This window comes from Brachybacterium aquaticum (genome assembly GCF_014204755.1).
GTDB lineage: Bacteria > Actinomycetota > Actinomycetes > Actinomycetales > Dermabacteraceae > Brachybacterium > Brachybacterium aquaticum.
On record NZ_JACHLZ010000001.1, the window covers coordinates 2,852,724 to 2,870,514 of the forward strand.

Sequence of the window (17,791 nt, forward strand, 5' to 3'; positions counted from 1 at the left end):
GGCCCGATGCCTTCCGGAGACTTCGCAAGGAACGGACGCACATGGCCGCACAGCGTTATCTCACCATCCTGCGCGAGCGATGGGTCTCGATGCTGTTCACCATCCTGCTCGTGCTCGGAGCGGCCGCCGGGGTCACCGCGCTCCAGAAGCCCGTCTACGAGTCCTCCACCAGCATCTTCGTGCTTACCGATGCGGGCACGTCGGTGGCTGACCGCTCCACCGCCGCGGACTACGCACGCCAGCAGATCAGTACCTACGCGGACCTCGTCGCCACCCCGCTGGTCCTCGGCCCTGTGGTCGACGAACTGGGGCTGACGGTCACCCCCCAGCAGCTCGCGGAGGACCTCGCCGCCGACGTGCCCGAGGAGACGCTTCTGATCACCCTCACCGCTCGGGCGGGGTCGGCCGCGGAGGCCGCGCGGATCGCAAACGCGGTCGCGGAGAGCCTGCAGGCGCGGGTCCAGGAGCTCGAGAGCACCAACGCGCCGTCGGCCGTGAGCCTCACGATCGTCTCCCCCGCCGTCCCCGCGAACCGACCCGCCTCCCCCGATCCCTTGCAGAACGCGGCGCTCGGGCTGATGGCCGCGCTGGCGGCCGGGGTCCTCGTCGCCCTGCTGCGGGACCTGCTGGACAACAAGGTGCGCAAGACCGACGACATCCACCTCCTCACCGACGCGTCGGTGTTGGCGAGCGTCCCGATGGTGCGATCGTCCAAGCCGCTGTCCTCGCTGTCCGACCTGGACGTGATGGGTCTGCAGGGCGAGGCCTATCGAGAGCTGCGCACCAACCTGCGCTTCCTCGAGCTGCAGAGCAGCAACCACGCGCTGATGGTGACCTCCTCCGTGAAGGGCGAGGGGAAGTCGATGACCTCGATCAACCTGGCCGCGGCGCTCGCCCGGACCGGGCAGCAGGTGCTGCTCATCGATGCGGACCTGCGCGATCCCTCCGTGCACAAGTACCTCGGCATCGAGGGCGGGGCGGGGCTGACGACGGTGCTGATCGGCGACGCGACGCTCGAGGACGTGGTCCAGCCCCTCGACCTCGACGGCCTGACGGTCCTCGCGAGCGGTCCGATGCCGCCGAACCCCGGGGAGCTCCTGGACAGCGAGCCCATGGCGGCTCTGCTCGCCGAGGCCACCTCCCGCTACGACGTGGTGCTGCTGGACACCGCGCCGCTGACCGCCGCACCCGATGCAGCCGCGCTCGCGCGGCACGTCCCGGCGACCCTCTTCGTGGTGGGCAGCGGTGTGGCCCGCCGTGCCCAGGTCAGCGCGGCGCTGGCCAGGCTGCGGATGGTCGAGGTGCGGCTGCTCGGCATCGTGCTGAACGGCGTACCGCGCAGCGACCACTCCACGTACTCGCAGGTCTACGGCGCCCCCGCCCAGCACGCCGCCGCCCCGCAGCCCTCTGCGCACCGCGCCGCCGCCCAGGCGGACGCGGTCCCCCCGGCCGCGGCCGCCGCGGCGGTGGCGGCGCCCAGGGGCCGGCGGAGTCGCCGCGCGTTCCCCCGCGGGTCCGACGCCTCGTCGGCCGAACGTCCCGGCACGTCGACGGGCGGGCCTGCCGACGCCTCGACCATGGGCCCGGTCGAGGGGTCGGCCGGCCGCCGGGCCGACGACTTCAGCGACACCGAGGAGCTGCAGGTCGGTGGCCCGCGACATTCCTCCGGCGCCGGCCACCACGGGCCATGACCCCGCCCTCGATCCTCACGCTGTGCACCGCCAACATCTGCCGCTCCCCGGTGGCGCAGGCGGTCCTCGGCACCGCGCTGGCCGAGACCGGGATCACCGTCACCAGCGCCGGCACCCACGCCGCGACCGGCGCCTCCGCCACGCCCGAGGCGATCTCGTACACCCGCAGCGCGCTGGGGACCGAGCTCGAGCACGTCTCGCGCCGGCTGGACTCCGCCATGCTCCTGGGCTCCGATCTGGTACTCACGATGACCGTGGACATGCGCGGCTGGGCCGCTCGTGAGGAGCCCCGCTCGCTGCGTCGCACCTTCACGCTGCTGGAGCTGGCACGGATCGTGCCCGAGCTGTCGCCGGCGGAGACCTTCGCCGATATGCGCCAGTTCGCGCACCGCTGCGCCAGGCTGCGCACACGGGTGCTCGGCGGGCCCGGCGACCTCGACATCGCCGATCCCTACGGCGGCCCCGCCGAGGGGTACACCCGCGCGTTCACGCAGGTCCACGCCGCGGCGGGTGTCGTGGCCCAGGCGATCATCCGCACCGTCGAGGCCGCGCGGAGGCCAGCTGCCGGGACCGTCGCCGAGGCGGGTCCCGAGGGCGAGCCGTGAGCGCCGCCGAGCTCGCCCGGCCAGCCGGCGCCGGATCGACACGCCCCCAGTCGACACACCCTGCATCGACTCGCCCCGAGGCCGCATCCCAGGACGCCCCTCCGCCCGCCCCGGGTGCGACGCTGCTGCCGATCCTGCTGACGGGGCTCCCGATCCTGGTGGTGCTGACGGCCCGGCTGTGGTTCCAGACGGACGTGCGCGCGGTGGACGGCTCCAGCACGCTCATCGCGACGACGTCCCTGGTCCACGGCCTGGTGCTGTTCATCCTCCTCGGCGGTCAGCGCAGCACGATGGCGGGCTTCTTCATGGCGGCGAGTGCCGCGATCGTGGGCCTCAGCGGACTGCTGGTCATCCCCGACCCGTACTTCCTCGACGTCCCCCGGCCCTCCGACTACCTCAACACCGCGCTCACGGGCAGTGCCCTCGCCCAGATCGCCATCGGTGCCCTCTGCCTACGCGCCGACCGGACCGCCCCCGTCCCCGTCGTGCTCCTGGACGGGCGCACGGCGCGGGTCACCCAGATCGCCGGCGTCGTCGCCCTGGTCCTGACGACCTCCCTCGGCGACCGCCTCGGTGAGTTCCTGGACGGCTTCGCGTTCGCCGCGATCCTGCTGGTGTGCACGGCCTCGCTGATGAGCCCGCGCGGGCTGCGCAGCCCGCTGAACGTGGTGCTGGTGCTCGCCGCGCTCGTCTCCTTCCCCACCCTGGTCACCTCCGGCACCGGACGGCTGCGCGCGATCGCCCTGGTGCTGGCGGTGGGATACGTGTTCTTCCTGCGATACGGGCGGCGCTGGCTGAAGACGCTGGGCGTGCTGATGTCCCCGGTGATGTTCCTGGCGCTCGGGGTGTGGCGGAAGGCCTACGAGGTATCCCTGACCGGGCAGCACGGCAACGACACGGGACTGTCCTCGATGTTCGTGGGTATCGGGAACTTCGGCACAGTCATCCACGTGATGGAGGAGGGGGTGGATCCCACCCTCGGCCTGTCCCTGCTCTCGCCCCTGCGCGCGGCGCTGCCGGCGTGGATCGTCCCGGACTGGATCCCCGAGGCCAACGGCTATGCGCTCGCGAAGTACACCGATCCCGAGCTGTACGGCAGCGGGTTCTCAACCGTGGTCACCATCTACGGCGAGGCGTGGTGGATTGCAGGCCCGCTCGGGCTGCTGCTCGCGGTGCCGCTGCTCGCGCTGCTGCTGACGAAGCTCGACGACTGGGCGGTGGCCACCTACTCGCGGGCGGCCGACGGGCCCCGCTCGCTGCTGCTGTTCCTGCTGGTCGCCTCGTTCGTGGGCGCGGTCGGCGACCTTGTCTGGTCGGGCTTCCACACCTGGGTGGTGCGCATGTACGGACGGATCGCCGCGCTGCTGATCCTCGCGTTCCTCACGCTCTACCTCCCTTCGCGCCTGGTCCGTCCCCGCTTCGTGTCCTTCGCGGGGCCCGCGCGCGGCCCCTCCGGCGCCCGCCCCGGGGAGGGCTGAGCCGTGTCGCCCACGCGCACCGCTCCCCACGCCCCGCGGCCCGCGCTCGCCCGGCTGCGCGCCCCGCTGCAGGAGATCGGCCTGAACACGATCGCCTTCGGGATCATCATCGCGATCCAGCAGCTGCTGGTCTTCCCGGGGATCTCGCGGATGACGGACGCGGCAGGGTTCTCGCAGGTCATCCTGCTGATCACCCTGTCCACGATCGTGGTGAACGTGATCGGCACCGAGGCGTCGAAGGTCGCGCTGATCCGGAGCGAGGCCTACCGCTCCAAGGGCCTGCCCTGGGACGCCCCGCGCCTGGTGCTGCTGAGCACGCTCGTGGTCGGCGCGCTGCTGGCCCTCGTCGCGGTGGTCATGCAGGTGCCCTGGCACCTCATAGTGCAGTACGCCGCGATCACGGTGCTCGGCATCGTGCGCAGCTACGCGACCACGCCGGACAAGTACGACGGGAAGTTCGGCCGGGTGGTGCGCGTCCACTCGATCTACGCCGCGGGCGCCGTGGTGGGGCTGCTGCTGATCCCGTGGACCGGCACCGCCTTCACCCCGTTCCTGCTGGCCGAGGCGCTGTCCGTGATCGCCGTGCTCGTGGTGCGGGCCCGCCACCGGGTGGTGGCGGAGACGCTGCGGCGCACCGAGGAGTTCACCGCGACCTCGCGGTCCTTCATCGGCCTGGCCACGATCGCACTGCTCGTCAATGCCGTCACCTACCTGGACCGGCTGACGATCACGCCGCTGATCGGGGCGACGGCCCTGGCGATCTACTACAGCGCCTCGGCGCTCTCGAGCAGCCTGTCCCTGATCACCAACCCGATGGGCAATGCGATGCTCGCGCGGCTGGGCCGGATGGACACCGCCCGGCAGGGGCAGATGTTCGCGCAGGGTCTGCTGCTGGCCGCCCCGCTGGTGCTGGTGTGCTGGGCGGGGAGCTTCGTGATCGCCCTCGGCGGTCTGCTCGTGCTGTACCCCACGCACTTCGAGGCGGCCGTGCCGCTGCTGGCCCCGGTCTCGCTCGCGGCCGCGTTCTCCAACGCCGTCGCCCTGCTCTCCCCGCTGCTGCAGCGGTTCCTGCGCGTGCGGCGCCTGCTGTGGTTCTACCTGCCCTACACCCTGGTCTACCTCGCGGCGATCACCCTGTTCAGCACCCTGTGGGGGCTGACCGGCTTCGCCTGGGCCAGCGCCCTGGCCAACGGCGTCCTGTTCGGAATGTACGTCGTCCAGATCCGCCTCTCGTCCCAGCACGGACGCAGCCCCGCAGGGGAACCCACCCCTGAGGCTGCGCCCGTCCCCGATCCCGACCCGTCCAGCAAGAGAGCGTGAGCCGCATGACCGATCGCCAGCCCCTCCCCGTCGACGCACCGCTGCGGGTCGTCATCATCGCCAACTTCACCTCCGACACTGCCGAGCGCAACGACCGGTTCAACGACCTGGCCTGCCGGTTCGCCGAGCGAGGCGCGGACGTGGAGCTCGTGACCTCGCAGTTCTCCCACAGCACCAAGACGATGCGCCGGGCGGTGCCCGGCGGGACCGGGTACACGATCACTCACGTGCGCGAGCCCGGGTACGCGAAGAACGTCTCCTTCGCCCGCCTGCGCAGCCAGGCCGCCTTCGCCGACGCCGTGGGCAAGCACCTGGTCACGATCGATCCGGTGCCGGACCTGGTCCTGGCGGCCACGCCGCCGCCTGCGGTGGCGGACGTCGCCGGCGCCTATGCGAAGCGGATCGGGGCCGCCTTCGTGGTCGACGTGCAGGACATCTGGCCCGAGGCGTTCTCCATGGTCTCCGTACTGCCCGCGCCCGTGATCGACCTGCTGTTCTCGTCGATGAACCGCCACAGCGCCGACGGGTACCGCCGCGCGGACCGGGTCGTCGGCGTCTCGCACACCTTCATCGAGGCGGCGGTGGCCCACGGCGCCGATCCCGCGCGCACCTCGGTGGTGTACCTCGGCACGGACCTGGGGAACTTCGACCGCTGCGCGGCCGGGTCGGATCCGCTGGCGGCGCAGGCCGTCGCGGCGGCCGACGAGCGCAGCGCCTTCCCCACCGTCGGCTACGCGGGCGGCCTGAGCGCGAGCTACGACTTACGGCTCGTCATCGACGCCCTCGCGCTGCTCGCGCGCGAGCGACCGACGGGCCCGACGCCCTCGCTGGTGGTGATGGGCGACGGCGCCCTGCGCGCCGAGTTCGAGGCCTACGCACAGGGCAAGGGCCTGGACGTCACCTTCACCGGGAACCTCCCCTACCCGGACATGGTGCGCACCCTCGCGAAGTGCCGGATCGCGGTGAACCCGATCGTCGCGGACTCGGCAGGCAGTGTGCTGAACAAGGCCGGCGACTATGCGGCGGCCGGACTTCCGGTCGTGAACTCGCAGGAGTCCGCCGAGTACCGCGAGCTGCTCGAGCGCTACGGTGCCGGGATCTCCTGCGCGACGGGCGATGCGCAGGACATGGCCGCGGCGTTCCGCACCCTGATCGACGACCCGTCCCTGCGCCGACGCAAGGGGCTGGGCAGCCGACGCATGGCGGAGGAGCTGTTCGACCGCTCGGTGACCTACGAGCGAATGGTGGACGAGCTGAGCGCGCTCGCCCGCAGCCGGGTCCCGCGCGGCAGCACGTCCCGGCTCACCGCACCGCGCGGCCGCCGGAACACGCCGGCGCTGCAGACCCTTCCCGAGCAGTGAGGCGAACGCTCTCGTACTTGGCGCTCACGGCTCCGATCTCGTAGTCCCGCCACCCCCCGTCCAGCGGCCGGGCGAAGGCTGCGGCGACGCAGTATCGGGGCACGTCCGCACCGGCGAGGTGCACGAACGGGTAGCCGCCGCCGAAGCGCGGGTTGATGTCGATGACGCACACCCGCCCCCCGTCGGCCGCCTCGTCGAGGAACATGTCCACGTCGATGAGGCCGGAGAGCTCGGCGGCGCGAGCGATCGCGGTGGCCGCCCCGACGAACGGCTCGGGCGGCACGGTCATCGCCTTGTCGGTCTCGCCGGCGCGCATGCGCTCCTTGCGGCGGGCGAGGACGGCGCGCAGGTCGCCCGGCGCATGCAGGTCGCCGACGATGTCGACGCCATGCTCGATCCCGCGCAGGCGCGGCTGGACCACCACGTCCTGTCCGCTGGGCGGCCGGTCCTCACGGCGCGGCGCACCGGCGACGGCAGCGGCGAGCGCCTCGTCGACCCGGGCGGCGGGGACGAGGGCGAGCCCGGAGGAGCCGCTGCCCAGCCGGTGCTTGACCACCAGCTGCTCGGAGCGTGCGGCCAGCCGTGCGATCCCCCCGGCGTCGTCACCGGTGACGGTCTCGGGGGTGCCCACCCCGATGCGCTCGAGCGCGGTGGCCATCATGAGCTTGTCCGCGCTCGCGCTCTGCCAGGCCCTGGACACCCCGGGCACGAGGACGCCGCGGGAGCGCATCTGCGTGCCGAGGTCGGTGTCGACGTGGAGGTGCATGAGCTCGTAGTCGTTCACGGAGAGGAACAGGGCCGGGCGCAGCTCGTCGACGAGGTCGAGCAGGGCGGGGCCGTAGTCGGGGTCGGTGTAGCGGGGCATGAGCCGGCCCAGGTCCCCGTACCCGGCGGCGGCGCTGGAGGGGTCGTTCTCGGTCACCACCACCCTGCCCTGCATGCCGAGGGAGGCGAAGGCATCACGGAACCAGTCCACGAGGTAGAGCCGCCGACCGGCGGAGCCGATCACGACGGTGGGGATGTCGCTCCCCGCTGCGGTCCCGTCGGTCATGTGTCCTCCATCGTCGGTGTCGGCCTGACGTGCCCATCATCCGCGGGTCCGCCGCGCGTGTCCCCGCGGTCGCATTCGGGTCTGCGCACCACGCGCCACAGCGCATCCCTCGGTCCGCGCTCGATCTGATCCCGCACGAGGGAGGGGAGACCTGGGGATCAGCATTGCTGCCCTTCAGGCGGGCCGGCGAAGGCGACGAGCCGCGGGACGGGCTCCCGCAGGTCGAGCGGCGGGGGTCGGCGCGAGGCAAAACGTGGGCCCGTGCCCGGGGCCGCGAACCCGGCGCGCTCCAGAGCCGCGCCGAGCGCGTCCGCCGGCTCCTCGGACAGATCGAGGAACAGCCATTCCACCTCGTGCTCGCGGCGCAGGCGGCTCGCGAGGACGAGGAGTGCCTCGTCGAGAGGTGTGGGCTCTGACGGGTGCGTCGCGAGTGCGGGGCCCTCGTCGGTCACGGGGGCGTCGGCCGTGAGTCCATCGGCAGGAGATCCATCAGCCGCGTGTGCGTCGGCCGACGGGCCCTCGAGACGTACCCAGGCGACGTCGCCCTCCACCTGGAGCTCTCCCTCGAGGACGGTGCACCCTCTGCGGTCCGCACAGTGCCATCGCCCCTGCCCGTCCGGGCCGTTCATGTCCAGGTCGACCGTGGACTGCGGCCCCGGGAACAACGCCATGGACACGCCTCCCTCGTCGGTCACCCCGTGCCGGCGCAGCACGGTCCAGACCGTGTCCCGCAGGATGCGCAGGTCCATGGCGAGGCCCACCCGGCGCACGTACTCCTGGTCCATCGCCAGGCGCTCTTCCCAGCTGATGCCGTTCCTGCCGTTGGCCTGCGCGTAGCCGGTGAGACCGGCGGGGACGGCGTGGCGTGTGAACTGGTCGGCGCTGTACCGTCCCAGGTAGAAGGTAGGAAGCGGACGCGGGCCGACGAAGCTCATGTCGCCGACGAGGATGTTCCACAAGCTCGGGAGCTCGTCCAGGCTCGTCTCACGCAGCAGGCGCCCGAAGGGCACCAGGCGGTCCCAGTCCTCCTCGGCGCCGGGGACGGGCAGTCGCATCGAGCGGAACTTGCGCAACCGGAACACGCGCCCGTCCTGGGTGATGCGCTCCTGGGTGAAGAGCACCGGGCGGCCGATCGTCATGGCCACTCCCCCGGAGATGATCAGCATCGGCAACGCCATGACCACCAGTCCGAGCCCCGCCAGCACGGCTTCGACGCGTCGTCTGCGCGCGAGGTATCGCCGCTGCTGCGTGGTCAGGCGCAGCGGGTACCGGTGCTGAACCGGCCCTATCGCGGCGGACACGCGCCGGCCACGACCCCGCGGCATGCTCTGTGCCGACTCGGCCGCCGAGCCGACCATCAGACGGCCCCGACCACCGGCGCGACGGCGTGCCGGATGGCGAGGGCGCGGCGCAGCACATCGTCGACCCGCCCGCATTCCTCCGCGGTGAGCGCGGAACCGCTGGGCAGGGTGAGGCCGATGCGGAACATCCGCTCCGAGGTGCCGTTGGTGAGGTGGGGCATCGCAGCGAACACGGGCTGGAGGTGCATGGGCTTCCACAGCGGCCGGCTCTCGACTCCGGCGCCGGCGAGGACGGCGCTGAGACTTCCTGCGTCGAGACCGGCCACGGAGGGGTCGACGATCAGCGCGGTCAGCCAGCAGTTGTCCTCCTCGTCCCCGCCGCGCTGGAAGACCTCCACGCCCGGCACGTCCTCGACGAGTGCCGCATAGGCCTCGCGGCGGGCACGGCGCCGCTCGAGCATCCCGTCGAGCCGGGCGAGCTGGGCGAGGCCCATCGCGGCCAGCAGGTTCGACAGGCGGTAGTTGAAGCCGATGTCGCGGTGCTCGTAGTGGGCGACGGGCTCGCGGGCCTGGGTGGCGAGGTGGCGCACCCGGGCGGCGGCGCTCTCGTCATCGGTGAGGTACATGCCGCCGCCGGAGGTGGTCATGACCTTGTTGCCGTTGAAGGAGAAGATCGCGGCGTCGCCGTGCTTGCCGGCGGGGATCCCCGCATGGCTCGCACCGAGGGACTCGGCGGCGTCGGCGAGCACCCGGGCGCCGTGCGCGTGGGCGATCTGCATGATGCGGGTGTAGTCCACGCAGCGGCCCAGCAGGTCCACCGGCACCACCGCGGGCACGGAGCGGCCCTCGGCCTCGAGCGTGCACAGGGCCTGCTCGAGCAGGCCCGGATCCATCTGCCCGGTCTCGGGGTCGGAGTCGATGAAGTACGGGGTCGCGCCGGTGTAGACGATCGCGTTGGCGGTGGCGGCGAAGGTCATCGTGGAAGTGGGGACCACGTCCCCGGGGCCGACTCCCCAGGCGAGCAGCCCAAGGTGGAGGGCCGAGGTGCCGGAGGCGAGGGCGACGGCGCTGCGCCTGCCCACCCGCGCCGCCATGGCGGTCTCGAAGGCGTCCACCGCCGGGCCCAGCGGTGCGATCCATCCGGAGTCGAAGGCCTCGGCGACGGCGGCGCGCTCGGCGATGGTGACGTCCGGGCCGGAGAGGAGGATGCCGGTCATTATTCAGAACCCCGATGCGGTAGGGAGCGAGGGGATGGAGGAGGACATGGACCCGCAGACCGCCGTCATGGCGCCGCGGTACTCCGCATCGCCGTGGAGGTCGGCCGGGGCCGGGAGCTCCACACGGGAGACCGGCACGACCGGAACGCCGCGGATGAGGGGGTGGGAGGTCACCGCGGAGTCCTCGCCAGGGGCGAACAGGTCCTCGTGGAGCTTCTCGCCGGGACGCAGGCCCGAGTACTCGATCGCGATGTCCTTGCCGGATGCCTCGATGAGCTGCTGTGCGAGCTTCACGATCGGGACCGGCTCGCCCATGTCCAGCACGAGCGCCTTGCCGCTCTCGCCCAGCACGGCGGCCTGGAGCACCAGCTGCACCGCCTCGGAGACGGTCATGAAGTAGCGGGTGACCTCGGGGTCGGTGACGGTGACCGGTCCGCCCTTCTTGATCTGTGCGATGAACGTGTGGATCACGGAGCCGCGGGTGGCCAGCACGTTGCCGAAGCGGACGCTGAGCCAGGTGCCGTGGCCGGCGGTGAGGCCCTTGTGCGCGGTGAGTCCCTCGGCGATGCGCTTGCTGTAGCCGAGGACGTTGTGGGGGTCGGCGGCCTTGTCGGTGGAGATGTTCACGACGTGCTCGGCCCCGTGGTGATCGGCGGCCTCGAGCACGTTGTGGGTGCCGAGAACGTTGGTCTTGAACGCCTCGTCCGGGGACTTCTCGAGCATGTTCACGTGCTTGAGCGCGGCGGCGTGGAAGACCACGTGCGGGCGGTGGCGGGCGAAGACCGCGTCCAGCCGCTCCGCGTCGCGGATGTCGGCGAGCTCCATGTTGTCGTCGCCGAGGTCGGCGGTCCCGCCCATGGTGAGCATCAGGGCGTGCAGCGCGGACTCGTCGCGGTCCAGCATCACCAGCTCCGCGGGAGAGAACTCGGCGATCTGTCGGCACAGCTCCGAGCCGATGGAGCCGCCGGCACCGGTGACCAGCACGGTCCTGCCCTCGATGAGGGTGGCGATGGTGCCGAGGTCGGTGGTGATGGGATTGCGGCCCAGGAGGTCCTCGGTCTGGACGTCGCGCAGATCCGTGTGCCGGATCCCGTCGATCATCTCGCGCAGCGGGGGCACGATCTTCACGGCGATTCCGAGCCGCTTCGCCTCGGCGGTGAGGCTGGACATGGTCTCGGCACCGATCACGGTGGTCGCGATGACCAGCACATCCGCACGGAGCTTCTCGGCGGCGTGGGCGAACTGGGCGGTCCTGCCGACCACCGACAGCCCGGAGTGGCGCAGGAACCGCTTGCGCGAGTCGTCATCGAGGAAGGCGACGGGCTCCCAGATCGAAGAGGGGTCGCGGCGCATGGAGTCGGCGAGGTCGCGCCCCACCCGCCCGGCGCCCACGATCAGGACCCGACGGTTCCGCTCGGGGGCTGTGCCCCCGCCGGACGTGCGCAGGTCGCGCAGGGCGAGGGCGCGCATGCCGTAGCGGACGGCGAGCGCCATGACCAGGATCAGCGGTGCAGCGATCAGGGGCGTGGTGGCCGGAAGCATGCGCTCGGGACCGGCGATGTTCACGACCGCGATGAGCACGGAGACGAACGCGATCACCGAGGCCAGGGGCCGAATCTCGTCGAAGCTGCCCACGAGGTGGCGGCCCTGGTGCAGGCGCAGGAACCGGGCGAGCACGGTGTAGGCGAGCACCCCGATCCCGGCACAGATGAGCAGGCCCAGCACGGGCGTGGCCCCCTCCCCCAGCGTCAGGCCGCGGGACAGCGCCGGGGTCTCGAGCCGGAGCCCGCTGGCGGCCCAGAGCCCGACGATCCACAGCATCGCGTCGACGAGGACGAGCGCGACGGCCGACGGGTGCAGGTCCCGGACGCGCAGCGCTGCTCGGTCCAGTCCCCTCGTGGCGCCCTCGGCGAGAGCGCGCATCGCCGAGGGCAGGCCGACGGGACGTAGAACTGTGCGCAGTGAGTCGATGGACACGGCTCCCCCCTTGTGAGGTGATGCGGGTCGTCAGGACCGGCAGCTCCGCCGCAGATGTCCATTTTGCCCGTGTTGGCCGTTTTGTACCTTACGCGGGGTCCGCCGAGATGTGAAGTCGACGACGGAGACTGATGGGGGTTGGGCATGGACGCCTCCCTGCACAACATGAGGTCACCCTGAGGTTCGTGACATGCGGCGGTACCGAAGAGGCCGCCTGGGCGGCCGGACGACCCTCGAGCCCTGTAAACTCGGAAAGTCGGACATTTCATCGCATTTCGGTGTCATTGCACCACCACCCCTCTCTGCACTCTCCAGACACCGGCCGCCCTCGAAGGGGCACCGTCGCGCCTCGCCAACGCACCCCCACTACGAGCACAAGGGTGGATTGATGAAGATCGTCATCTCCTCGGCCGGGCGTCGCGCCCACTACGTCGAGTGGTTCCGTGAGGCGCTCGGCCGGACCGCACTGAGCGGCGAGGTCATCGCCATGGAGTACCGCTTGCACAGCCCGAGCACCGGACTCGCCGATCGCGCCGTGCCGTCCCCGGCCTACAACAGCCCCGAGTACCCGGAGGCGCTGCGGGAGTGGTGCCGAGCCGAGCGTCCCGACCTTTTCCTGTCCCTGAACGACTACGAGCTGCAGATCCTCTCGGGCGGCCTCGCTGAGGAGATGCGGTCGATGGGTTGCCGCGTCGCCGTCCTGGGTGCCGAGCTCCAGCCCATCGTGCTGGACAAGCACCGGATGGCGACCGCCCTGGCTGAGCGCGGCATCCCGACACCTCGCACCGTGCTGGGAAGCGAGGTCGACCGCATCCGCTCCTCGGCGCGCTCTGGCGACCGCTTCGTCGTGAAGCACCGTTTCGGCAGCGGGTCGACAGGGCTGCGGATCGTCGAGGCCGAGGCGCTCCCCGACGCGGTCGAGCAATCGGCGCAGACGGCACTCGGAGCCGACGGCCTGCCTGCAGCGGACGGCCCCGCGGCCACCGTGGTGCAGGAGGCTCTCCCGGGCCCCGAGTACGGCGTCGACGGCGTGTTCGACGTCGACGGGCGAGGCGAGCTTCTCGGTGTGCTCGCGCGCCGCAAGGACCTGATGCGCGGAGGTGACACGGACGTCGCCACCACGGTGGCACCCGAGCCGTTCCATGCTGCAATCCGGGAAATCGGCGCGATGCTGCGACCGTCGGCCGCGATCGATGTGGATCTGCGGGACAACGCCGACGGGGAGCCGCAGGTCATCGATATCAATCCGCGCCTAGGCGGCGGATACCCGTTCTGCCACCGCGCCGGCGCGGACCTTCCCGCGGCGCTGATCCGCTCCGCTGTGGGGCTCGAGCCCGATCCGGAGCTGCTGCGCTACCGGGTCGGAGTCACCTCGGCGCGGCGGGAGGAGTTCACGGTCGTCGCTGCGCCCCGGTGAGATCTGCACCCGGGGCGCCCGCCCCGCTCGGATCGTCCACGTCGTCCCACCGGTTGCCCTGCAGGTAGTCCTCGACTCCCCACGCGCGGCGCACCAGGGTGTACCTCTCCCCATCTCGCACGTACACGGCGGGGAGGAACTCGATGAACGAGGACTGGTAGCTCATCGTGTACGCACCGACTGCCTCGAACCGGAGGCGATCGCCGACGGCCAGCTCAGGAGCGTCCTGCAAGCGGGTGAGACGGTCGTCCTCCATGCAGGTGAAGCCGCCGATGATCTGTTCGGGGAGGCGCTGCTCGGAGGTCGAGTCCGTGGTCACGGCGAAAGGTCGGCGGCGGCGGAACAGCGGATCGATGTCCGTGCGGCTCGCGTTCGTCACGACATGTCGCCGCTCGCCGACATCCTTGACGTCGAGCACGGCCGCGTGGAGCTCGACGGGCACGGCGATCACGGAGCCGCCCGGTTCGACCACGAGGCGGGTGCGCGTCGGATCGACCACGGGGTCGAGAACCTCGCGGATCACGCGCACGTAGTCATCGAAACTTGGACTCCCCTCCAGGTTTCCGAAGAATCCTCCGCCGATGTCCACCCAATCGAGATCGAGACTGCGAGTGGCGATGAGATCCGCGGCGACGGTGGCCGCCGCTCGATACACGCCCAGGCTCTGCGTGAGGGAGTTTCGGTGCATGTGGAGCCCGGCGAGGCGGACCCCCGAGTCGGTGAGCTCCTCGATCACCCGGTCGAGGGCGCCGGTGTCCACGCTGAAGCCGAAGCGACTTCCCTCGTCCCCCGTGGTGCTCTCCCCGGGGCAGTGCGCTTCCAGGTCCCAGTTGACCCGCACCCCGACAGCGAGCGACAGGGTGGGCTCCTCCCGGGCGAGCTCCGCAGCCCAGGTGACCTCGCGGCGGGAGTCGAGGTTCACGAGGGACCCCTCCCGGAGGGCGGACCGGAGCCGCTCCTGGGACTTGATCGGACCGTTGAAGACGATGCGCTCCGGGGCGTAGCCGAGGGCGAGTGCTAGCTCGTACTCGGCGTCGGAGACCACTTCCGCCCAGACGCCCTGGCGGCGCATGTGGCCGATCAGCCACGGCAGCGAGTTCGTCTTGAAGGAGTAGGAAAGGATCGCGCCGGGCCAGTGGGCATCGAGCGCCTCCCGAAATCTGGAGACGAGCACGTCCAGAAGGTGCCGGTCGATGACGAAAGCGGGGGTCGACGGCGCTGACTCGTCACCATCGGCAGAGTGCATCATGGAGAGCTCCACACACAGGGGTCGGGCGGCCCCGCAGGTCAGGAACCAGGAGAACTGAGGTCACTGCGCGGGAGGGGAAGTGCAATGGCGCCTCGCGGCACTGCTCCGGGAGAGGAGCCCCGCTTTCATAATGGACAAAACGGACAGATTTCGCAACTTCCGGCGGCCATCCGACGGTGCACATGCACTCCCAACGCACGAGTCCTGGCGGGACGGCACTTCGGACCTCCACTTCGAGGATCAGGCACTGCCGCCTGCCCGGCTCCTCCGCACGCGATTCCCCAACGCGGTGATGGCGCTGCTGTGCAGCGGGTACAGCCTCATGAAGGCCGAGTAGAGGGCCGGGCGAAGCGGGAGGTCCCAGCCGCCGATTCCCTCGTTGACCTCACCGCCCAGACCGATCTTGAACTGCAGCAGCCCCACCCGAGGGTCATCGGCGTCGAGCGAGGGCCTCACGCCGCCGAGGTCGTAGGCAGTCGCACCCCGGCCGATCGAGCGCCGGATCTGGGCCCAGTAGACGGCGTTGGAGGCTCGGAGCTCTCGGCGGTGGGCGCTGTTGCCGGCGATGAGCGCGTACGCCACCCGTCCGACGCTCGCGGTGATGATCCCGGACAGCACCTCCCCCTCGTGACGCCCGAGGTCGACGTCGAGGGCGAACGGACCGGCGCTGTTCGACCGGTCCCACAGGAACTCCATGATGGACAGCGGGTGTGCCGCGAATCCGCTCCGCTCCGCAGTCTCGACGTGCAGGCGATGCACCTCCCGCAGCTCGTCACGGGATGCCGGCTCGACCTCCAGCCCCTGCCTCGCCGCACTGCGGATGTTCTTGCGCCACGCCTTGGTGAGTCCGGCGAAGACGTCCTCCTCCGTGCGCCCTGCGAGGGGGATCCGGAAGGTGAAGCGAGGCTGGGTGCTCTCGAGCGCCTCGTCATCATCGAGCGGGCGCCAGCCCTGCTCGCGCAGCACGGAGACCACGCGCACCGCGACGGGATCGATGGCATCAGGCCTCACATGGGCGAGGTGCTGGAGCGAGCTGTCGGCGAGTGCGCGGTGCACCGTGGAGCTCCTCCAGGTGCGGTGATGGAGCGGCGGGTACATGCGGATGGCGAACACCCGCCTCCCCTCGAGGTATCGACGGAGACTGCCGAGGACCCCGCCGATCGGGACCTGCCCCCAGTCCATCACCGGCCCGAACGGGATGTAAGCGATCCGGTACCTGATGACGGGCAGCGCCTGGTACCGGATGACGGAGGCCCCGACGCGTCGGCCCACAGCATCGAACCATCCCACCAGCTCATGCTCCCAGGCGCCGCCCCGGGCCTCTGCCCACTCGGCGGTCTGCTGGTAACTGACCTCCTCGGCGGCGCGGACGTGCTCGGCGAACTCGTCCTCCGAGATCGACCGCACCTCCAGCGATCCCGCACCGGTGCCGACAGGTGGGTCGTCGCCGTCGGGTGGCTCGGTGAGCACTGCGCCGTCGCCGGAGCACGTCCCATCGTTCATCGTGCAAATCCCTCCTGGAATGGCGGCCGACTCGCACCTCGCGAGGGAACCACTGCCTCGAGAACCAGCCTCGAAGCGCTCACGCCGGCCGGGCGGCCTGGTGCACGAGCCGAACAGCCTCGGGGCGGTCAGGGCACCTTCACGGCGAGAGGGAGAGCAGCTCTCCGCCCCCGCAGCACATCCCAACCGTCGGACGATATATCGGATTCGTCCGGTTCGCGATGCGGGACTCTACGCCTTGTCGGCGGGCTTGGGAAGCGGGACATCCTGCCGACCTCGGAGGGCGGCTGCGAGTCGGGCACCGACGACCGACGCCGCCCCCTCGATCACGAGGGGGCGGCGTTTCGTGGACTGCTCGGGCGCGCGCTCAGCGCGCCGGGCGGCTCAGCGGCCGTTGAGGTAGGTCTGCAGCGCCTTGACGGTGGCGTAGTTGGTGCGGAAGTTCCACACACCGTTGTTGCCGAGGCCCATCTGGGCGCGGAGCTTGCGGGTGGTCTCGGCGCCGATCTTGCCGTCCTGCTTGGCGCCGACCTTCTTCTGGAGCGCCTTGATGTCGGAGGTGGAGAGCGAGCCGTCCTGCTTCACGCCGACCCACTTCTGCAGCGCGCGAGTGGTGGCGGGGCCGAACTTGCCGTCGACGACCAGCTTGGAGGAGGTGGCCGGGGAGGTGCGCGCGGTGGTGGTGCTGCGGGACGCGGCGGTGGAGCTGCCGGACGGCTGGGCGTTCTTGGCGGCGCCGCCGTTGGCCTTGGTCAGGCCGGCCTTCTTGCCGCAGGTGGGCCAGGCGCCGGGGCCCTGGGTGTACAGGGTGCGCTTGGCGACGGCGATCTGCTGGGCCTTGGTGGCCTTGTTCGCGGTCGCGGCGTAGGCGGTGCCGCCGAAGGCCTTCCAGGTCGACTTCGAGAACTGGAGGCCGCCGTAGTAGCCGTTGCCGGTGTTGATGGACCAGTTGCCGCCGGACTCGCACTTGGCGACCTTGTCCCACACGGAGTCGTTCGCGGAGGCGGTGGTGGTGCCGGCGAGGCCGAGGCCCGCGACCATCACGGCACCGCCGGTGGCGGCCGCGATCTTCGGGGCGACCTTGACGCCGCGGAAGTACTGGGCGGAGCCCTCGGCGCGGTGGCTGGGGGTGCGACGGGGTGCGGTCATGGGGAACTCCTGAGGAAGAGACTGGCCCGGGGAGACGGGCGGCCGACGGGACGGGGAAAACAAGCGGCCGCTGCGCGATGATCCCGGGGTCTCGGGACGGTCCGGAGGGGCCGGGCCGTGCACCCGCGCGAGGCACGGAACAACGGTGCCCCGCCGGAGGGGTGTCGGAAAGCGCCCCTCCGGAGTCATTCCCGCCCTTTGGCGAATTTTTTGCCGAGGAACGTCATCTCATGACGCACCTCGGAATGACAGCGATGGATCTACTCAGTACAAATCGGCCGACGGGGCTCTCCGCGCGGGGCGCGGCGCGCCCGGCGCCGGCGACAGGCGGCCGACGGGCTCAGCGCCACGGGGCTCAGCGCGGCGGCAGCACCCGCGAGAAGGTCCAGCCCGCGAACTCGGGGCCCTGGGGACCCTGGACGATCCGGGCACCGAACTCGATCTGCACGCGCTGCGTCTGCCCGGCGCGTCC

General features: G+C 71.2%; 13 protein-coding genes. 6 read left to right on the top strand and 7 right to left on the bottom strand.

Translation table 11 applies throughout. From position 1 onward, the window contains the following. Positions 1–41 precede the first annotated feature (41 nt). From HNR70_RS12785 to HNR70_RS12805, 5 genes are read left to right on the top strand one after another with little or no spacing between them, the layout of a single operon-like run. The gene (locus HNR70_RS12785) at positions 42–1,691 is read left to right on the top strand and encodes a tyrosine-protein kinase domain-containing protein (protein WP_184325992.1); all 1,650 of its coding nucleotides are present in this window, start codon (positions 42–44) and stop codon (positions 1,689–1,691) included. Next, positions 1,688–2,296, top strand: a complete 609-nt coding sequence (locus HNR70_RS12790; protein WP_184325993.1) for an arsenate reductase/protein-tyrosine-phosphatase family protein — start codon at positions 1,688–1,690, stop codon at positions 2,294–2,296. Before HNR70_RS12785 ends, HNR70_RS12790 begins: the two co-directional genes overlap by 4 nt. Next, positions 2,293–3,774 (top strand): hypothetical protein, encoded by a 1,482-nt coding sequence (locus HNR70_RS12795; RefSeq protein ID WP_184325994.1) that lies wholly within the window; start codon positions 2,293–2,295, stop codon positions 3,772–3,774. Before HNR70_RS12790 ends, HNR70_RS12795 begins: the two co-directional genes overlap by 4 nt. 3 nt (positions 3,775–3,777) lie before the next feature. Then, complete coding sequence (locus tag HNR70_RS12800; RefSeq protein ID WP_184325995.1) at positions 3,778–5,094, top strand: lipopolysaccharide biosynthesis protein; 1,317 nt, start codon at positions 3,778–3,780, stop codon at positions 5,092–5,094. Positions 5,095–5,099: 5 nt separating this feature from the next. Further along, complete coding sequence (locus tag HNR70_RS12805) at positions 5,100–6,455, top strand: glycosyltransferase family 4 protein (RefSeq protein WP_184325996.1); 1,356 nt, start codon at positions 5,100–5,102, stop codon at positions 6,453–6,455. Here HNR70_RS12805 and HNR70_RS12810 read toward each other — a convergent pair. From HNR70_RS12810 to HNR70_RS12825, 4 genes are all read right to left on the bottom strand, one after another. Beyond that, positions 6,397–7,506, bottom strand: coding sequence for an ATP-grasp domain-containing protein (locus HNR70_RS12810; protein ID WP_184325997.1), 1,110 nt, complete (start codon positions 7,504–7,506; stop codon positions 6,397–6,399). The genes HNR70_RS12805 and HNR70_RS12810 overlap by 59 nt on opposite strands. Positions 7,507–7,664: 158 nt before the next feature. Next, the gene (locus HNR70_RS15615) at positions 7,665–8,807 is read right to left on the bottom strand and encodes a sugar transferase (protein ID WP_312857666.1); all 1,143 of its coding nucleotides are present in this window, start codon (positions 8,805–8,807) and stop codon (positions 7,665–7,667) included. Positions 8,808–8,863: 56 nt separating this feature from the next. Further along, the gene (locus HNR70_RS12820) at positions 8,864–10,024 is read right to left on the bottom strand and encodes a DegT/DnrJ/EryC1/StrS family aminotransferase (protein ID WP_184325998.1); all 1,161 of its coding nucleotides are present in this window, start codon (positions 10,022–10,024) and stop codon (positions 8,864–8,866) included. 3 nt (positions 10,025–10,027) lie between these two features. After that, on the bottom strand, positions 10,028–12,001 hold the full coding sequence (locus tag HNR70_RS12825) for a nucleoside-diphosphate sugar epimerase/dehydratase (RefSeq protein WP_184325999.1): 1,974 nt from the start codon (positions 11,999–12,001) through the stop codon (positions 10,028–10,030). Positions 12,002–12,389: 388 nt separating this feature from the next. Here HNR70_RS12825 and HNR70_RS12830 point away from each other — a divergent pair, with 388 nt between their 5' ends. Further along, entirely contained in the window at positions 12,390–13,418 is a 1,029-nt protein-coding gene (locus HNR70_RS12830) for an ATP-grasp domain-containing protein (RefSeq protein WP_184326000.1), read from the top strand. Here HNR70_RS12830 and HNR70_RS12835 read toward each other — a convergent pair. The 3 genes from HNR70_RS12835 to HNR70_RS16280 all read right to left on the bottom strand — a co-directional run bounded on the left by HNR70_RS12835 (position 13,393) and on the right by HNR70_RS16280 (position 17,319). Further along, on the bottom strand, positions 13,393–14,667 hold the full coding sequence (locus HNR70_RS12835) for a type III PLP-dependent enzyme domain-containing protein (RefSeq protein WP_246375221.1): 1,275 nt from the start codon (positions 14,665–14,667) through the stop codon (positions 13,393–13,395). The genes HNR70_RS12830 and HNR70_RS12835 overlap by 26 nt on opposite strands. A gap of 240 nt (positions 14,668–14,907) precedes the next feature. Then, a complete protein-coding gene (locus HNR70_RS12840; protein WP_184326001.1) occupies positions 14,908–16,170 on the bottom strand; it encodes a lipid II:glycine glycyltransferase FemX in 1,263 nt (420 codons plus the stop codon). A 384-nt stretch (positions 16,171–16,554) separates the two neighbouring features. Beyond that, a complete protein-coding gene (locus HNR70_RS16280; protein ID WP_184326002.1) occupies positions 16,555–17,319 on the bottom strand; it encodes a transglycosylase family protein in 765 nt (254 codons plus the stop codon). Between the last annotated feature and the right edge of the window lie 472 nt (positions 17,320–17,791).

Bases quoted from the DNA above. Each gene is read 5' to 3' on its own strand.
- HNR70_RS12785 (WP_184325992.1), top strand. From the start codon at position 42: ATGGCCGCACAGCGTTATCTCACCATCCTGCGCGAGCGATGGGTCTCG.
- HNR70_RS12790 (WP_184325993.1), top strand. From the start codon at position 1,688: ATGACCCCGCCCTCGATCCTCACGCTGTGCACCGCCAACATCTGCCGC.
- HNR70_RS12805 (WP_184325996.1), top strand. From the start codon at position 5,100: ATGACCGATCGCCAGCCCCTCCCCGTCGACGCACCGCTGCGGGTCGTC.
- HNR70_RS12810 (WP_184325997.1), bottom strand. From the start codon at position 7,506: ATGACCGACGGGACCGCAGCGGGGAGCGACATCCCCACCGTCGTGATC.
- HNR70_RS12820 (WP_184325998.1), bottom strand. From the start codon at position 10,024: ATGACCGGCATCCTCCTCTCCGGCCCGGACGTCACCATCGCCGAGCGC.
- HNR70_RS12830 (WP_184326000.1), top strand. From the start codon at position 12,390: ATGAAGATCGTCATCTCCTCGGCCGGGCGTCGCGCCCACTACGTCGAG.
- HNR70_RS12835 (WP_246375221.1), bottom strand. From the start codon at position 14,667: ATGATGCACTCTGCCGATGGTGACGAGTCAGCGCCGTCGACCCCCGCT.
- HNR70_RS12840 (WP_184326001.1), bottom strand. From the start codon at position 16,170: ATGAACGATGGGACGTGCTCCGGCGACGGCGCAGTGCTCACCGAGCCA.
- HNR70_RS16280 (WP_184326002.1), bottom strand. From the start codon at position 17,319: ATGACCGCACCCCGTCGCACCCCCAGCCACCGCGCCGAGGGCTCCGCC.